This window comes from Pseudogulbenkiania sp. AW2-16 (genome assembly GCF_056824575.1).
In genome coordinates this window covers 2,010,433-2,027,689 of the sequence record NZ_CP157668.1, presented here as the reverse complement: position 1 = coordinate 2,027,689, position 17,257 = coordinate 2,010,433, and the positions used below count along the sequence as shown (strand labels likewise).

Below are 17,257 nucleotides of genomic sequence, written 5' to 3'. Positions count from 1 at the left end.
GGATCGCCCGCGCCATGGCTGAACCCGTTTCATCCATGCCATGAGCAGCCATCGTTTGTCCGCCGGCGCCCGCTCTGGCCTAATACGGCCATTCGCCCTCCGGGCGCCAAGGAGCACGCCATGATTCACGGCAAAACCCTGCAACAGTGGTACCGCGACCATCCCCTGCTGGAAAAGCTGGTCGCGCTGGAGGAATGCAGCTGGTTCAACCCGGCCGTAACCTCGTTCGACGACGCCCTGCCCCACGTCGGCCTCGGCGTGGATGACGTGGCCGAGGCCAGCGCCCGGCTGCAGCGCTTCGCCGCCTACTTCCGCGCCGCCTTCCCGGAAACCCGCGACGCCGGCGGCATCCTGGAATCCCCGCTGCAGGCCATCCCCGTCATGCAGCAGGCGTTGTGCCAACGCTACGGCATCGACCCCGTCGGCACCCTGCTGATCAAGCTCGACAGCCACCTGCCGATCTCCGGTTCGATCAAGGCGCGCGGCGGCATCCACGAGGTGCTCAAGTACGCCGAGGACCTGGCCGTCGGCGCCGGCCTGCTGCACCTTGAAGACGACTACGCCCGGCTCGATAGCGACGCCTTCCGCGCCTTCTTCGGCCAGTACGCCATCGCCGTCGGCTCGACCGGCAATCTCGGGCTGTCGATCGGCCTGATCGGCGCCCGGCTCGGCTTTCGCACCACGGTGCACATGTCGGCCGACGCGCGCGAATGGAAAAAACGCCGCCTGCGCGAGCACGGCGTCACCGTGGTGGAATATCCCTCCGACTACAGCGCGGCGGTGGCCGAGGGGCGCCGCCGGGCGGCGGCCGACCCGCGCTGCCATTTCGTCGACGACGAGAACTCGCCGCAGCTGTTCCTCGGCTACGCGGTCGCCGCCGAGCGGCTGAAGCGCCAGTTCGACCAGGCCGGCATCGTCGTCGACGCCGAGCACCCGCTGTTCGTCTACCTGCCCTGCGGCGTCGGCGGCGGCCCGGGCGGCGTGGCGTTCGGCCTGAAGCTGGCGTTCCAGGACCACGTGCACTGCATCTTCGCCGAGCCGACCCACGCGCCGTGCATGCTGCTGGGCGTGCTCACCGGGCGGCACGACGAGGTCGCGGTGCAGGACTTCGGCATCGACAACGTCACCGCCGCCGACGGCCTGGCGGTGGGGCGTCCCTCCGGCTTCGTCGGGCGGGCGATGGAACGGATGCTGGACGGCTACTACACCGTCAGCGACGACGAGCTCTACCGCCTGCTCGCCCTGCTGCAACAACAGGAAGGCATCGCGCTGGAGCCGTCGGCGCTGGCCGGTATGCCGGGCCTGGCGCGCGTGCTGACGGAAAACCAGGGCTACCGCGAGCGCATGGGGCTCACCCCGCAGCGCCTGGCGGCGGCGCATCACCTGGTGTGGGCCACCGGCGGCAGCATGGTGCCGGCGGAAGAAATGGCCGACTACCTGCAGCGCGGCCGGGAAGCCTGATCCCGCACCTCGCACGGACAATACGCCCTTGACGCTCCCCGGACACCCCACCCGCCTCGACAGCGGCCAGCTCGCGGCTCTACATACCTTCGAGTGCGCCGCACGCCACCTGAGCTTCACCCTGGCGGCGGCCGAGCTATGCCTGACGCCCAGCGCCGTCAGTCACCGCATCCTCAAGCTGGAACAGCAACTCGGCTTTCGTCTGTTCCAGCGCCGGCCCCGGCAACTGCAGCTGAGCGACGAGGGGCGGCGCCTGTTCGCGCTGCTCAACGACTCGCTGCAGCGCGTCGGCCAGGAGATCGACGACATCCGCCGCCACGAGCTGTCCGGCACGCTGACGCTATTCGCCCGCCCGTCGCTCGCGCAGTGCTGGCTGGTGCCGCGGCTGGCGGACTTCGGCCAACGTTACCCCGCCATCCGACTCGACTTGCGCACCGGCAACGAGGAGGTGGATTTCCGCACCCAGCCGGTCGACCTGGCGCTGTACTACGGCACCTTGCCGCCAGCCGGGCAACGCGTGCTGCCGTTGATGGACGAAACCCTGACGCCGGTCTGCTCGCCCGACTACGCCCGCCGCCGGCAGCTGTTCGAGCGGCCGGAGCAGCTGGCGCACTGCACCCTGTTGCACGACGCCCGCGCTTGGCCGCAGGCCGGCCACGACGCCGAATGGCAGACCTGGGCGGCGCAGCATGGCATCCACGGCCTCGACGACGCACCGGCGATGATCTTCGACCGCTCCGACCTGGCCGTGACGGCGGCGCAGCATCACGCCGGCGTGGCCATGGGGCGGCGGCGCCTGGTCGAGCAGGCGCTGCGCCAAGGCAGCCTGGTCGCCCCCTTCCCCGCGCTCTCCAGCCGCGCCGCGCAGCATTACTACCTGGTCTTGCCCGAGCGCTCGCCGCCGTCGCCACGCCTCGGGGTGTTCATCCAGTGGCTGATGGCGCAGGCCGGCCATGCCCAGCCCACAGCGCCGCTCGGCTGATGCCGACCCAGCCTTGCGGCTGAAAAGCAGAAACCCCGAGGATCGCTCCTCGGGGTTTCGTCTGCTGGCGCCAGCGGCGCTCGCCGCCCGGCTTACTCCGGCAGGGCCACGGTGTTGTCGGTGCTGAACTGGTAGTCGCGGAACACGTGCTCGGCGCTGAGGATCTGGTAGGTCCCATCCTCGTTGCGGCGCGTGGTGTCCTTGAGGCGGTAGGTGTAGTGGCCGCAGGTCCAGCAATCGAAGTTGCGCATGTGGGTGCACAGGCAGGTCTTGTCCCACACCTTGACGCGGCGCGCATCCGGGTGCGCCGCCACCTCGCGGTTGTAGGCGTCGATGTAGGCGCAGCTGCCCTTGGCGTCGAGCAGGTAGCCGTAGGCCTCGCAGTTCGGACGGATGCCGTCGCCGATGGCCGGGCAGTGCTTGATCATGCGCATCGGGTAGCCGGTCGGGGAAATCTGGTTGACCTCGATGTCGTCCTCGTTGGCCTTGAAGTACTCCTGCTGCACTTTCTCCGGCAGGCCGCACTCGTGGGTCACGGTGAAGCGGGTCGCCACCTGCACCGCCGCGGCCCCCATTTCCAGGAAGCCCACGGCGTCGGAACCGGTGAAGATGCCGCCGGCCGGAATCAGCGGGATATCCAGCTGCTCGGCTTTCAGCCAGTCGCGGATTTCGGCGACGATGGTCGCCAGATCGTACTCGGCCCAGTCCATGCCGAAGCCCAGGTGGCCGCCGGCCAGCGGGCCTTCCACCACCACGTAGTCGGGCAGGCGGTTGAGACGGGCATTCTTCTTCAGGAACAGCTGCAAGGCGCGCAGCGGCGACACGATGATGCCGAGCTTGGCGTCGCGGAAGCGCGGGTGGTCCTCGATCAGCGCGAACGAGCCCAGGTGCAGGCCGGCCGCCAGCGTGATGCCGTCGATGCCGGCATCCAGCGCCGCCCGCATGCGCACGCGCAAGGTGTCCTTGGGCGCGTTCATCGTCAGCTTTTCCATGCAGTTGATGAAGATCAGGCCCTCGCCGCGCTTGGCGTCCATGGTGCTGCCGACGTGCATCTTGGTGGCTTCGGCCAACAGGCCGAGATCGAACTGCACCACCGACTTGTCGGTGTTGGCGACGTTGAACTTGTACTGCTGCAACTTGTTCTTAACGTACTTGGTGTTGAAGCGGCGATCGGCAACCGTCGGCACCATGGCGTCCGAGATATGGCCGATGCCGCCGAGGCGGGCCGCCTCGAGGGACAGAGCAGAGGTCGAGATATCCACCCCCATGCCACCGACCATGATGGGCACCAGTTCATGCTTGCCCAATCTCAGGCGAAAGTCATCCACGCGCTTCATTAGTTGCCTCTCCGTATTTCGTAACCCCACATTATCACCCAGGCGGGGCCCGAAAGCCAAAAAAGCCGCTACATCAAGCGTTCGAATCACCCAAAATGGCTAGAGACGAGGGGAAAAACGGCAGCGCCGCCCGCCCGGGCCAAGACCCGCGCCAGGAGCCATACGCGGCGGCAACACATGATGTTGGACGGTATAATACCAAGATCAATTGTCACCCACGTTGCGATTTCATGTCTTCACTGGATCCACACCACCGCCGGGCGATCACCCTGCTCTCCTGCGCCGCCTTTGCCAGCTCCGCCTCGGCGCGTCTTTGCGACCCGATGCTGCCGAACCTGGCCAAGGCCTTCCTTGCCACACCGGCCGACGCCGCCCAGGTGGTGTCGTCGTTCTCCGTGGCCTACGGCCTGATGCAGTTGTTCTTCGGCCCGCTGGGCGACCGCTTCGGCAAGTACCGCATGATCGCCTGGACCACGCTGGCCAGCCTCGTCGGCAGCCTGGGCGCGGCGCTGTCCTACTCGCTGGGCTGGCTGGTGCTGGCGCGCCTGCTCACCGGCGTCACCGCCGCCGGCATCATCCCGCTCTCCATGGCCTGGATCGGCGACACCGTGCCCTACGAGCAGCGCCAGGCCACGCTGGCGCGCTTTCTCGGCGGCCAGATCATGGGCGTGATCGGCGGCCAGTTCATCGGCGGCCTGTTCACCGACACCCTGGGCTGGCGCTGGGCCTTCGCCGCGCTGGCGCTGGTCTACCTCTTGGTGGGATGGCGCGTGCTGGCCGAGTCGCGCGCCAACCCGCTGGCGCGCCCCACCCCGGCGCCGGCCGGGCGCACGCTCGGCGTCCTCGCCCAGGGCCGCACCGTGATCGGCGTCGGCTGGGCGCGCGTCATCCTGCTCACGGTGTTTCTGGAAGGGATCGTGGTGTTCGGCGCGCTGGCCTTCGTGCCGTCCTACCTGCATCAGCGCTTCGGCCTGTCGCTGACCATGGCCGGGGCCCTGATGGCGTTTTTCGGGATCGGCGGCCTGTCCTACATCCTGTTCGCCCGGCATTTCGTGCGCCGCTTCGGCGAAGTGGGGCTGGCCGCCGGCGGCGGCGTGCTGATCGGCGGCGCCTGGCTGCTGCTGGCGCTGGGCGATGCCTGGGCCTGGGCCATTCCGGCCAGCTACCTGGTGGGGCTGGGCTACTACATGATGCACAACACGCTGCAGACCAACGCCACGCAGATGGCGCCGCAGGTGCGCGGCACCGCGGTGTCGCTGTTCGCCTCGGCCTTCTTCCTCGGCCAGTCGCTGGGGGTGGTGCTGGCCGCAGCCCTGCTGGCGCGCTCCGGCGCCACCATGGTGTTCATCGCCGCCGCCGCCATCACGCCGGTGCTAGGCACCGTCTTCGCCCGCCGCATCCGGCAGCAGCATCGCCGGCTGCAGACGGCTCAGGCCTCGTAACGCCGGCGGCCGGCCGGCACGTCGGTTCGGCCGTCAGCGCGCGGCCAGCGCCCGCTCGATGAAATTGCGCGGCACCCGCGGGCGCGGCACCCGGCCGTAGAACCAGCGCCGCACGTCCTCGTCCAGCGCGATGCCGTGCATGTAGTTGTACAACGCCTTGTTCAAGGCCTCGCCCATGGCGTCGTGATCGACCCCGGTCGGGTCGATGAAGCCGACGTCGTTCTTGGCGAAACTCACCGGCGGCAAAGGCTGCAGCGTCACGCCGTACTCTTCGGGATTTTGCCCGACCGGCGAATGCACCGTGCAGGCGAAGCGGTGGAAGAAACCGGACTGGATGCAGCCGTTGTCGAACAGCTGGCGCACGTATTCCAGCGCGTCCACCGTGTCCTGCACCGTCTGGGTCGGGAAGCCGTACATCAGGTAGGCGTGCACCAGGATGCCGGCCTCGGTGAAGCCCTGCGTCACCCGCGCCACCTGCTCCACCGACACGCCCTTCTTCATCAGCTTGAGCAGCCGGTCCGACGCCACTTCCAACCCACCCGAGATGGCGATGCAGCCGGATTCGGCCAACAGCTGGCACAGTTCCGGGGTGAAGGATTTCTCGAAGCGGATATTGCCCCACCACGAAATCGACACGTTGCGCCGCAGCAGTTCTTCGGCCAGCGCGCGCAGCATCTTGGGCGGCGCGGCCTCGTCGACGAAGTGGAAGCCGGTCTGACCGGTCTCGGCGATGATCGCCTCAATGCGGTCCACCAGCGTTGCGGCCGAGGCGGTTTCGTAGCGCGAGATGTAGTCCAGCGTGACGTCGCAGAAGCTGCACTTCTTCCAGTAGCAGCCGTGCGCCACCGTCAGCTTGTTCCAGCGCCCGTCGCTCCACAGCCGGTGCATCGGGTTGAGCATGTCCAAGAGCGACAGGTAGCGCTCGATCGGCAGGCCGTCCCAGGTCGGCGTGCCGACCTCCTCGAACGGGATGTCGGCTTCCATCAGGTTGACGTAACGTACCTGGCCCTCCTCCCGCACGAAGGTGCGCACCAGGCGCGAGGTGGAACGCTGGCCCTGCAGGTGCTCCAGCAGCGCCAGGATCGGCTTTTCGCCGTCGTCCAGCGTGACGAAGTCGAAGTAATCGAACACGCGCGGCTCTTTCAGCTCGCGCAGCTCGGTGTTGACGAAACCGCCGCCCAGCGCGGTCTTGATGTTCGGCCAACGTGCCTTGATGGTCTGCGCGATACGGAACGCCGCATACACCGAGCCCGGGAACGGCACCGACAGCAGCACCAGCTCGGGCTGGTGGCGCTCGATGGCGTCGAGCGTGAGCGCCTGCAAGGTGTCATCCACCAGCGAGGGCTTGGCGGCCAGCGCCTTGGCCAGCGGCTCGAAGGTCGGTTGGCTCATCGCCAGCGACTCCGCGTAGCGCACGAACTCGAAACGCGCGTCGACCGCCTCGCGCAGCACGTCGGAGATATCGTTCAGGTAGAGCGTGGCGAGATGGCGCGCGCGGTCCTGCTGCCCCAAGGCGCCGAAGGCCCAGGCCAGCGGATCGCCGCCGTAGGGATCGTCCGGATCGACGTACGCCTCCAGCGAGGCGAAGCGCGCCCCTTCCGGCAGGAAATGGCGGCTGCAGATGCGGTGGCTCACGGTGGAGTCGCGCCCCTGCAGGAAGGCCATGGTGGGCGTGATGGTGGCGAGATAGCGCTCGAACTGCTCGACGAAACCGTGCACCTGGGCACTGCGCTTCTTCGGCGGGATGGCGTCGATGCGTTCGCGGATCGCCTGCAGCCCTTCCGCGGAAAACAGCCGCAACACCAGCGCCAACGCCAGGTCCTCCTGCACCGCGGGCACCCCGCGCGAACGCAGGAAGCCGGTGATGTAGGCGGTGGACGGATACGGGGTATTGAGCTGCGTCATCGGCGGGATGAGCGACAGCACGCGCAGGGACGAACTGACCACGAAGAAACCTCAGGCGGATGGACCCGCCATTCTGCCAGAATCGGCCGACGCTGGCTGGGCGAGGCAGAGGGTGGCCGGGCCGTATAGAATGACAGCATCCCCATCCATTCGAGATCGAACCGACGTCATGACTCCCGAACCGCTGTTCCGCTTCCTGCACCTCGCCAGCGTCGCCCTATGGGTCGGCGGCATGTTCTTCGCCTACGTCTGCCTGCGCCCGAGCGCGGCCGAGCTGCTCGACCCGCCGCACCGGCTGCGGCTGTGGCAGCGCGTGTTAGCGCGCTTCTTCGTCTGGGTGTGGGGCGCTGTCATTTTGATCCCGGTGAGCGGGCTCGCCATGATCGCCCGCGTCGGTTTCGATGCCGCCCCGCTCAACTGGCACCTGATGCTGATGGTCGGGCTCGCCATGATCGCGATCTACCTCTACGTGTTCTTCGGCCCCTATGCCGAACTCAAACGCGCCGTGGTTGCGGAAGAATGGAAAGCCGGCGGCGACGCGCTGGGCCGCATCCGCAAGGCGGTGGGCATTAACCTCTGGCTGGGCTTCCTGACCATCGCCACCGCCACGCTGGGGCGCTGGCTGGCCTGATGCGCGGCCATTCAGCCGAACGGCCGCACGCCGATCAACCAGCCGTGCAGCAGGAATGCAAACAAGCCCCAGAGCACGAGCCCGGCGACCACGGCGGCGACATCACGCTCCAGCCTCCCGGGCAGATAGCGCGTTCCCGCCACGCGGTCGCGGCGGCGCGCCGAGACGAAGTCCACCACCGACCAGAGCAGGAAGGCCCCAAACAGCACCACGGCTGCCAACGTACCCTTGGCGAGCAAATGCGCCACCGCCCAAATCTGCACGCCCAGCACCATCGGATGGCCGAGCACGGCCTTGATATGATTGCCCGGCACTTTCGCCGCCGCGAACAACACGAAGGACACCGCGGTCAGCAGCGCGGCAAGATGGCGCGCCCAGAATGGCGGCGCCCACAATACCGCTGTCTGCTCGCGCGCCAGCCCATAGCCCCAGACGACCAACACCAGCCCCACCAGCGCCATTAAAGTGAACGCCCCTTTCCACACCAGAGGCCCCCAACGGGCGATCTGCGCTTCGCGCCAAGGCGCGGCGACGATACGCACCGAATGCCCGCCCAGAAAGATCAGCAAACCCAGCAGTAATACCGTCATGGTCCTCCCCCTGCGAATGCGTCGGCATGATTGATGGCCACGGCGGCGCAAGTGCGCCGTCGTCTCCTCAGTACAACGCCTTGGCGATGTCCGGCTGATCGATATTGCCCTTGGTCACGAACACCACCCCGGTATCGACGTTGCGCACCTCGATCGTCTGGCCCTGCGCTCTGCGGTAAGCCAGGGACACGCCCTGGTAGCCCATCTCGCGCGGGCGCTGCACGACCAGCCCGTAGAGATCGCCCAGGCGCACCGAGCTGGCGAGATACTGGTTGCTGTCGAAGCCGATATGCAGCACTTTCCCGGCCAGTCCCATCTTCTTCAGCTGGATCACCGCCCCCAGGGTGGTCGACTCGTTGGGGGTAAACACGCCGTCGATCTTGCCGCGCAGCGCCGTCAGCACTTTTTCCGCCTCGACCCGTGAATCCCCCACCGAGGTGCCGATGTAGGCACTGCGCACCACCTTCAGTCCGGCACGGGTGGCCGCCTCGATGAAGCCGCGGGCGCGCTCTTCCGTTGACACCACGTCGGCGCGCTCCCGCAACACCGCCACGCGTTTTCTCTTGCCCAACGCCCGCGCCATTTCCTCCCCGGCCAGCTGGCCGGCCCGGAGGTTATTGGTTGCCACCACCGCCGCGACGTCGGCCCCGCCGGTATCGCGGTCGATGTACACAGTGGGGATGCCCTGAGCCTTGAGCCGCTCGACCAGGCGCGCCCGCTCCGGCGCGTTGGGCGCCATCACCAGCGCCTGGCAATGCAGATCCCACATCATGTTGGCGATGGTTTCCTGGGCGTCGCGATCTTCTTCCTTGGACGGGCCGCGAAAGTAGATGTCGATGCCCAGCTCCTTCCCGGCCTGATTCGCCCCCTCGCCGACCGCCTGCCAGAAGGCATAACCGCCACCGGCGGACACCACCTCGATGCACTCCCGGGCCTGTGCGGACACGCTCGCTGCGGCCGACCCCAGCAGCGCGGCCAGAATGACTCGTCTCAACATGGTTGTGATGTCTCCTCGTTGGCAGCGCCAACCCCATGACGGCGATACCTTTTGCCGGCAGCCGGGCTGTCGCCGCCGCTCCCCGCTTTGACTGTAGCCGATGCCCACCCGCTCTGGTGGAACACCGGGACCTCCTGCCGACACACAGGGTGGCAAGGCGTCGTTGCAGCTACGCTTCTCGCGCCGGTCACGCATGAGCCACGGCATGCCCAAATCAAAGGCAAGAAGAGGCACGGCTGGCATACCGGCGGCCAGGCCTCGCCATAACGCTCCTGATGGCGTAAGTTAGTATCGGACTTACCCACCCTGTGCCGACTCTTTCGCCGGAATTCATTCTCGTGAAAATCCCTATCGAGGCTGCCCTCACGCTACTGCATGAGTCCACATATGGGACGCTGGCGACCAACTCGTCCCAATTGCCGGGCTATCCATACGCCACCGTCGTTCCCTACGTCCTGGATGAGAGCCACTGCCCGGTGCTCTACATCAGCGCCTTGGCCGAACACACCAAAAATCTGCTGACCGACCCGCGTGTGAGCCTGTCGGTGGTGCAGCCCGGGGCCACGGATGTGCAAGCCACAGCCCGCCTCACGTGGGTGGCCGATGCGGAAAAACACGAGGCGACACCCGCCTTCCTGGCCAGGTATTTCCGCTATGAGCCAGGCTCGGAACAGCTTCTCGACCTTGACTTCATGTTCTTCAGACTCAATCCCAAACGCATACGCTTCATCGGCGGGATCGGCCGCATGGGCTGGCTGGAAGAGCCGGAGTGGAAGGCGTTGACCCGACTGCCCGCTGCCGACGAGGCTCTGCTCGTAGATGAAGTATCGGCCGTGCTTCCAGGCCGCGCGCGCGTGCTGGGCATCGACCACTATGGCATCGACTACGAACTCGCAGGGCAGCGGCAACGGCAAGCGCTACCGGGAGAGACGTTGTGCCTTGAAACCGTCAAAGAAGCGGTACGCGCCCTAGCGGCCAAACTCGAATAAGGCGGAGAAAGCGGCTTCCCAAGCGGATGCCTCAGCCAGACGGGACCCGCTCCTGCTTCACGCCCCCTACGCACACCATCACCTTGCCGAAGAAAAAAGCCCCAGGCTCAGACAGCCCGGGGCTTTGTTTTACTGGTCCAACACCTCAAGCGGGCCCAAACCTCACCCGCATGCCCCGATATGGCCGCAGGCGGTGCAGAACTCGCAGCCGTCCTTCTTGATCAGCGCGTGGTGGCCGCATTCCGGGCAGGGTTTGCCGGCGACCGGGGCGACGGTTTCCATTTGCACGCTGTCGAACAGGTCGCCCTGCTCCGGCACCATCACGCCCATGTTCTCCACCGGCACGCCGTCTTCGGTGAGGAGACCGAGCATGGCGAAGCGGTGGATCAGCAGGCGCGCGACGTAGGCGACGGTGGAGGGCCAGCTTTGCGATTTGTCGCTGCCGGGCACGCGGGCGAAGAAGTCGCCTTGCGGTTCGGCGTAGTTGAGCAGCTTGCGCAGTTTCATGCCGATCCAGGCCGGATCGATCACGCGCATGTCGAGGCTCAGCATCTTGCACAGGCCATCCAGCTCGCGCGGGTAGCTGCCGGCGAGCCACATCGAGAACGGGCGGCGCTGGCCGTCGGGCAACACCAGCTCTTTCAGGAACAGCACGAAGTCGTCGCCGGTTTGCGGATTGCTGACGTCCACCGACCAGCTCATGGTGCCGTCGGTGCCGGTCTTGGGTTCTTTCTTGGCGAACAGCGCGTCCATAACCGGGGAGGTGTCGTCGGCGTGCATGTCGAGCGCGCCGAGCTGCTCGACGCGGTGGCGCACCACCTGGCCCAGCACGGCGGCGGCGGAGCTGGCATGCAGCGTGCGCTCGCCCAGTTCCAGCGTGTAGCGCCGGTCGCCCATGGTGTGCGCCAGGGCGTCGAGCTTGAGCGCGAGCCGGGCCTTGTCGCGGCAGCGCATGTCCATCGACAGCGTTTTGGCCAGGGCGCCGAGGCCGCGCGGCTGTTCGTTGCCGTTGACCCAGCATTCGAAGGGCTGGGTGTGGCCGTTTTCGACATGGCCGACGAACACAGCGAAGGCGCCGTCGTCGTGCTCGATCATGTAGGTCCACGACGGGTTGCCGCCCTTCAGGCGCGGGCGGTGCGGCCACTTCAGGCTGGCGAGCGCCGGGCTCGGGGTGCTGACCAGCGCGATGCGGCGGTCCGGATCACCTTCCTGGCTCGCCAGGAGGTCCTGCGGCGCGGCCTGGGCCGGCTCGACCGACAGCACCGAGCCCAGCACGCTGTTGGGGCGGTAGGTGGTGATGCCCTTGAGGCCGGCCTTCCAGGCTTCGAGGTAGAGGTGCTCGAACTCGTCGAAGGGGTAGTCGGCCGGGACGTTGACGGTCTTGGAGATGGCGGTGTCGATGTACGGCGCCACCGCAGCCACCATCTGCATGTGGTCGAGCGCGCTCATTTCCAGCGCCGAGACGAAGTACGGCGGCAGTTTCTCGACGTCGCCGCCGTTCAGGCGGTACAGGCGGTAGGCGTGGTCTTCGACGCGGTATTCCTGCTGCGAGCCGTCGGCCATACGCTTCTTGCGGGTGTAATACCACGAGAACGGCGGCTCGATGCCGTTGGAGGCGTTGTCGGCGAAGGCCAGCGAGATGGTGCCGGTGGGGGCGATGGAGAGCAGGTGCGAGTTGCGGATGCCGTGCTGGCGGATGCGCGCCTTGATCGCTTCGGGCAGGCGGCTGGCGCAGTGCGGTTCGGCCAGGTAGTTGTCGGCGTCGAACAGCGGGAACGCGCCCTTCTCGATGGCGAGGTCGACCGAGGCGTCGTAGGCGGCGTCGCGCATGGTCTCGGCGAACTTGGCCGCCATCTGCCGCCCCTGCGGGCTGTTGTAGGCGATCTGCAGCAGGATCAGCGCGTCGCCCAGGCCGGTGAAGCCGAGGCCGACACGACGCTTGGCCTGCGCCTCGCGTTGTTGCTCGGGCAGCGGCCAGACGGTGAGGTCGAGCACGTTGTCGAGCATGCGAATGGCGCTGCACACCACGGTCTCGAAGGCCTTGAAGTCGAAGCGGGCGCGGCGCGTGAAGGGGTGCTCGACGAAGGCGGCGAGGTTGATCGAGCCCAGGTCGCAGCAGCCGTAGTCGGGCAGCGGCTGTTCGCCGCAGGGGTTGGTCGACTCGATGACCTCGCAGTAGCTGAGGTTGTTGTCGCGGTTGATCTGGCTGAGGAACAGCACCCCCGGCTCGGCGTGGTCGTAGGTGGATTCCATGATCTGGCGCCACAGCTCGCGGGCACGCACGGTGCGGTACACCCACAGACCGTCGTCGCGGCGGAAGGCCTCGGGGAAGGCGTCGCTGGCCGGCTCGACGGCGTGTACCAGCTGCCACGGCCCGTCGGCCTCGACCGCCTGCATGAAGGCGTCGGAGACGCCAACCGAGATGTTGAAGTTCTTCAGGTCGCCCTGGTCCTTGGCGTGGATGAAGTCCTCGACGTCGGGGTGTTCGATGTTGAGCACGCCCATCTGCGCGCCGCGCCGCGAGCCGGCCGATTCCACCGTTTCGCAGCTGCGGTCGAACACGCGCATGTACGACACCGGGCCGGAAGCACGGCTGTGGGTGCCCTTGACGCGCGCGCCCTTGGGACGGATGCGGCTGAAGTTGTAGCCGACGCCGCCGCCGCGGCGCATGGTTTCGGCGGCCTGCAGCAGCGCCTCGTAGATGCCGACCTTGCCGCCCTCGCTCTCGCTGACGGCGTCGCCGACCGGCTGCACGAAGCAGTTGATCAGCGTCGCCTTGAGTTCGGTGCCGGCGGCAGAGTTGATGCGCCCGCCGGGGATGAAGCCGCGCTGCAGCGCGTCGAAGAACGCCGCCTCGTAACGCGCGGGTTCGGCCTCGATGCCGGACAGCGCGCGCGCCACGCGGCGGCGCACGTCGGCGACGCTCTGTTCGTCGCCCTTGGCGTATTTCTCCAGCAGCACTTCACGCGAGATGGCCTGTTCGCTCATGGCGGCCACGTTTTCCTGTTTCACTACTCCCCCTCCCTAACTGGCATTCGGTGCGGCAAAACCGGCATTTCACGCTATCCAGCGCGGCCGGGCGTTGATGTTGGTCAAGCTCCCTCGGTGGCTGGAGCGAGGACAAGAAATCGTTGCGAGTGCGCCATCCCGTCGGACGCGGGAACGGCGCTCCGCAGGATGGGTGACGTGCAGCGCAACCCATCCTGCGCCAACGACGCGGCGTACCGCCGATCGTTCGCCGGCGCTCAGCGGCTGCCGAGCGCGATGGCCAGGGCCACCCCGTCGCCGTCGGCCTTGACCCGCTTCGCCTCGCCCAGCGTCAGCCGTTCGGCCAACGTCGGGTCGGTCTTGAGCATGGCCTGACGCGCCGCCGTAACGCGGGCCTGGGCCAGCGCCTTGAGCTCGGTTTCGGAGACCGGCTCGGCGGCGATCAGCTGCTCGCGCAGCGTCTTGTAGCGCGCCACGTTGTCCGGCAGCGAAAGCAGCCGCTGCACCAGTTTAAGCCGGCCGATGCGCTGTGCGAAGACCGATTTCACCGCCGACTGCACCGCGGGGTCGTCGAGGTCGGGCAGCGGCAGCGGCTCGCCCGCTTCCAGCTTGTGGCCGGCCGCCTGCAGGATGGCGCGGTCGGTGCGCGCGCGCGCCAGTTCGCGCGTTTCCACCGCCGGGTCGTAGGTGCCCGCCAGCACCAGCGTCATGCGCGGGCGCTTCACCAGCACGGCGGCGAGCTTGTCGAGCTTTTCGCGCTCGGGCGGCGCCACGTTGGCTTCGCCGGCGACGAAGCGCACTTCGTCGAAGCCCTCGCCGCCCATCAGCGCCCCCAGCGCCCTGAACGGCGCGGTGACGATCTTGGTGATGACGTTGACGAAGGCCTTCCACACCACGCGGCCATAACTGAACTGCGGGTCGTCGAGGCTGCCGCTGATCGGCAGGTCGAGGTCGATGCGGCCGTCGCTGTCTTCCAGCAGGGCCACGGCCAGGCGCAGCGGCAGGCGCGTCACGCCGGGCTCCTGCACTTCTTCGCCGAGCTGGATCGAGTCGATCACGACGCGGTTCTCGGCCTTGAGCTGGCGCTTGTCGAGCAGGTAGCGCAGATCGACCGACAGCCGGCCGTCGTTGACCTTCCAGCCGGCGAAGTTCATCGAATACGGGTTGAGGCTGGTGAGCGGGATGTTGCGGAACGCCAGCGTGATGTCGGCGTCGTCGGTCACGGCCTGCGGCGCCAGCGCGCCGCGCACGCGCACGTCGCCGTACTGGTCGACGTCGCCGTCCAGCGTCACCGTGCCGCGTCGTCCCGGCTGGCTCGACAAGCCCTGGATCGAGCCGCGCAGGTTGTGGATGCGGGTGGCGAAGCTGGGCTTCATGCCGAGGTCGGCGAACTCGATGTCGCCGCCCTGCACGTGCACCGTGCGCACTTCCACCTGCGGCGCGCCCGTCGCGGCGGGTTTCTTCGCCTTGACCTCGACCCTGGCCGGCGCGGTCGGGGCCGCCGGCGTGGCGGTGGGGACCGGGGCGGGAGCCGCGGCGGCGGGCTTGCCGGCCAGCAGGTTGCTGACGTTGAGCTGGCGCTGCTGGTTGAGGATCAGCCGCGCCACCGGGTCGCTCAGGCGCACCTCGCGCAGCTGCACCTTGAGCGGCGTGCCGCTGCTGGCGCTGAGGCCGTTGAGCGCCAGTTGACGCCAGGCCAGCAGCGGCTGGCGGTTGTTGGGCTCGAGCAGCGAGAACCGGTTCAGCGCCCCCTGCCCGCCCACCTTCCAGCCCTTGCTGCCGGCGTCGACATCGAGGTTGGCCGAAAGGGTACCGCCGGCCAGTTTCAGCACGGTGCCGCTCAGCGCGTACGGGGCGAACGGCGCCAGCGGCACGGCGCTGGCGGTGATCTTGCCGCCCAGCGCGGCGCCATCCGGCGAAAGCGTCAGCTTGGCCGCCAGCCGCCCGGACTCCAGCCGGCTGTCCACGTCCAGCGCCAGCGCGCCCGAATCCTGCGGCGCGGCGTTGACGGAGAGCTCGCTCAGCGTGGCGCGCAGTGGGCGCGGCAGGGTCTGGTCGAGCCAGTTGAGGCGGCCGTTTTCCAGCGTCACCGTCGGGTAGTGCAGCTGCCAGGCAGGGGCGTCGCCCTCGGCTGCCACCGGTTTGACCACAGGGTTGGCCGAAGACTTGGCGAACACTTGCTGCAGGTTGATCTCGCCCTGGCGGTTGCGCTCGACGTCGGCCACCGGGCCGCCCAGCGTCAGCGCCCCCAGGTGCACCTCGTGCTTGGCCAGCCGCAGCTCGCTGTCGGCCAGCGCCGCCGTGGCGAGCCGGATGACGGGCGCGCTGCCGGCGGCGCCGACACCGATCTCGGCCAGCTGCGTACCGAGCTTGCTCAGCACCACGCCGTCCTTGGGCCCGACGGCCAGCTGTGTGCTGAGCAGCGGCATGGCGGCCTGCACCTCGAGCGGCTGGACGAATCCGGCATCGCCGAAACGGTAGCGCCAGTTCTCGGCGCGGATCTCGCCGACCTTGACCTGCCATGGTGACGGTTTGGCCGGCGCCGTTTCGGGCTTGGCGGGCGGCAGTGCGGCGAGCCAGTCGAGCTGCCCGGCACCGTTGCGCTGGGCGGAGAGTTCGCCGTCGGCCAGGCGCAGCCGGGTGATGTCGACGCTGGAGCGAGCCAGGTCGAAGCGGCCGCCTTCCAGCGCCAGCTGCTTCAGTGCCAGCGCGCTGCCGCCGCCGGGGGCGGCGAGACGCAGTTGGTTGAGCGTGGCGTTGAACGGCGCCACCTTGAGCTGCGGCGTCTTGCCGCTGAGGTCGAACTGGTAGCGCGCGCTGGCGGCCAGCTCGCCTTGTGGCGGGGCGGTCTGGAAGAACGGCTGCACGTAGGGCCAGAGGCTGGCAAGCGTCAGCTTGTCGAGCCGGGCCTCGCCGGACGACTGCAGCGGCTGCAGCCCCACGTTACCCTTCCAGGCCAACTTCGCGCCGTCGCCAAGCTCGGCGGTCAAGGTGTAACTGCCACCGTCCACCGGCAGCGTGCTCAGTTCCTTCAGCGTCAGGTTGACCGGTTTGAGATCGAAGGCACGCGTCTCGCCGCCGAAGTGATCGACCATGCGTACTTCGCCGCCATTAAGCTGCAACAGGTCCAACACCAGCTTGGGCAGCTCGCCCTTGCTCTCGGTGGCGGGCTTGGCCGGACCGCTCACCGCCTTGACGAAGCGCGCCCAGTTCCATTCGCCCTGGGCATTGCGCTCGACGAACCACTGCGGCTTGTCGAGCTGGAACAGCGCGGCGCGCCAGCGGCCGATGAACAGCGCGGTCGGCTCGGCATCCAGCACCAGACGCCGGGCGGCAAACAGCGGCGCACCGTTGCCCTCGGCCAGGCGCACGTCGCCCAGCTCCACCTTCATCGACCACGGTTCGATCTTCATCGTGCCGATGCTGAGCTTCTGGCCCTTGCCCTGCGCCCAGTCGGCGGCGGCGTGGCGCGCCACGTCGGGCACCACCCAGGCCAGCGCTCCCCAGCTCGCCGCCACCAGTGCCAGCGCGCCACCGCCGACCCAGTACGGCCAGCGGCGACGCCTCATCACGCCCTTGTCCTGCTCACTTTCGCTCACGGCATAACCCCTTGTTGTTTTCATTGTCATTATGACAGCCTGCCCGATCGATTTCAGCGCCTACCCGCCCGCCAAGCAGGCAATAAAGCGCTCGGGATGGGGGTGCCGGCGCGATGCGCCCGCCTGGTCGGGAGGGCGCCGCGGCATCGATATGACGGGACTGGCCCGCGTCGCGATTGTTCCCTTCCCGTCGCGGTCATGTGCCCGGCGAGGCCGCAGGCGCCCCCTGGGGATGGCGCCCCCCTGCCCGGCCGGATGAAAACGCGTCATGACCGGATCGCCGGCGGACACGGGGCAAAGTGTGGAAGCGAAGGCGGAGCGGGCACCTCAAAGCCG

At 67.9% G+C, this 17,257-nt stretch carries 11 protein-coding genes; 5 read left to right on the top strand and 6 right to left on the bottom strand.

What is annotated here, in order from left to right; translation table 11 throughout:
• Positions 1-120: 120 nt before the first annotated feature.
• Complete coding sequence (gene dsdA, locus ABKF58_RS09910; protein WP_482584283.1) at positions 121-1,461, top strand: D-serine ammonia-lyase; 1,341 nt, start codon at positions 121-123, stop codon at positions 1,459-1,461.
• Between the two features lie 28 nt (positions 1,462-1,489).
• Complete coding sequence (gene dsdC / locus ABKF58_RS09905; protein WP_482584282.1) at positions 1,490-2,443, top strand: DNA-binding transcriptional regulator DsdC; 954 nt, start codon at positions 1,490-1,492, stop codon at positions 2,441-2,443.
• Between the two features lie 92 nt (positions 2,444-2,535).
• Here the strand turns inward: dsdC and ABKF58_RS09900 are convergent, their stop codons facing one another.
• Positions 2,536-3,780 (bottom strand): nitronate monooxygenase, encoded by a 1,245-nt coding sequence (locus ABKF58_RS09900; RefSeq protein WP_482584281.1) that lies wholly within the window; start codon positions 3,778-3,780, stop codon positions 2,536-2,538.
• A 230-nt stretch (positions 3,781-4,010) separates the two neighbouring features.
• Here ABKF58_RS09900 and ABKF58_RS09895 point away from each other — a divergent pair, with 230 nt between their 5' ends.
• Positions 4,011-5,222, top strand: a complete 1,212-nt coding sequence (locus ABKF58_RS09895; RefSeq protein WP_482584280.1) for an MFS transporter — start codon at positions 4,011-4,013, stop codon at positions 5,220-5,222.
• 33 nt (positions 5,223-5,255) lie between these two features.
• Here the strand turns inward: ABKF58_RS09895 and ABKF58_RS09890 are convergent, their stop codons facing one another.
• Positions 5,256-7,169 carry a B12-binding domain-containing radical SAM protein gene (locus tag ABKF58_RS09890; protein WP_482584279.1) on the bottom strand — a complete coding sequence of 638 codons (1,914 nt, stop codon included), beginning with the start codon at positions 7,167-7,169 and terminating at the stop codon, positions 5,256-5,258.
• 127 nt (positions 7,170-7,296) lie between these two features.
• On the opposite strand from ABKF58_RS09890, the gene ABKF58_RS09885 reads away from it, so the two are divergent.
• Positions 7,297-7,758, top strand: a complete 462-nt coding sequence (locus ABKF58_RS09885) for a CopD family protein (protein WP_482584278.1) — start codon at positions 7,297-7,299, stop codon at positions 7,756-7,758.
• A gap of 11 nt (positions 7,759-7,769) precedes the next feature.
• Here ABKF58_RS09885 and ABKF58_RS09880 read toward each other — a convergent pair whose 3' ends face one another.
• Positions 7,770-8,348 carry an NnrU family protein gene (locus ABKF58_RS09880; protein WP_482584277.1) on the bottom strand — a complete coding sequence of 193 codons (579 nt, stop codon included), beginning with the start codon at positions 8,346-8,348 and terminating at the stop codon, positions 7,770-7,772.
• Between the two features lie 67 nt (positions 8,349-8,415).
• Positions 8,416-9,345 (bottom strand): ABC transporter substrate-binding protein, encoded by a 930-nt coding sequence (locus tag ABKF58_RS09875; RefSeq protein ID WP_482584276.1) that lies wholly within the window; start codon positions 9,343-9,345, stop codon positions 8,416-8,418.
• A 338-nt stretch (positions 9,346-9,683) separates the two neighbouring features.
• Between ABKF58_RS09875 and ABKF58_RS09870 the strand changes: the two genes are divergently transcribed.
• Positions 9,684-10,334: a HugZ family pyridoxamine 5'-phosphate oxidase gene (locus tag ABKF58_RS09870; protein WP_482584275.1), complete on the top strand. Its 651-nt coding sequence runs from the start codon at positions 9,684-9,686 to the stop codon at positions 10,332-10,334.
• Between the two features lie 162 nt (positions 10,335-10,496).
• Here ABKF58_RS09870 and ABKF58_RS09865 read toward each other — a convergent pair whose 3' ends face one another.
• Positions 10,497-13,346 (bottom strand): adenosylcobalamin-dependent ribonucleoside-diphosphate reductase, encoded by a 2,850-nt coding sequence (locus tag ABKF58_RS09865; RefSeq protein ID WP_482584274.1) that lies wholly within the window; start codon positions 13,344-13,346, stop codon positions 10,497-10,499.
• Positions 13,347-13,579: 233 nt separating this feature from the next.
• Positions 13,580-16,921, bottom strand: a complete 3,342-nt coding sequence (locus tag ABKF58_RS09860; protein ID WP_482584273.1) for a DUF748 domain-containing protein — start codon at positions 16,919-16,921, stop codon at positions 13,580-13,582.
• Between the last annotated feature and the right edge of the window lie 336 nt (positions 16,922-17,257).

Excerpts from the sequence above, each read along its gene's own strand:
- dsdA (WP_482584283.1), top strand. The coding sequence starts at position 121 with ATGATTCACGGCAAAACCCTGCAACAGTGGTACCGCGACCATCCCCTG.
- ABKF58_RS09900 (WP_482584281.1), bottom strand. The coding sequence starts at position 3,780 with ATGAAGCGCGTGGATGACTTTCGCCTGAGATTGGGCAAGCATGAACTG.
- ABKF58_RS09895 (WP_482584280.1), top strand. The coding sequence starts at position 4,011 with ATGTCTTCACTGGATCCACACCACCGCCGGGCGATCACCCTGCTCTCC.
- ABKF58_RS09885 (WP_482584278.1), top strand. The coding sequence starts at position 7,297 with ATGACTCCCGAACCGCTGTTCCGCTTCCTGCACCTCGCCAGCGTCGCC.
- ABKF58_RS09880 (WP_482584277.1), bottom strand. The coding sequence starts at position 8,348 with ATGACGGTATTACTGCTGGGTTTGCTGATCTTTCTGGGCGGGCATTCG.
- ABKF58_RS09875 (WP_482584276.1), bottom strand. The coding sequence starts at position 9,345 with ATGTTGAGACGAGTCATTCTGGCCGCGCTGCTGGGGTCGGCCGCAGCG.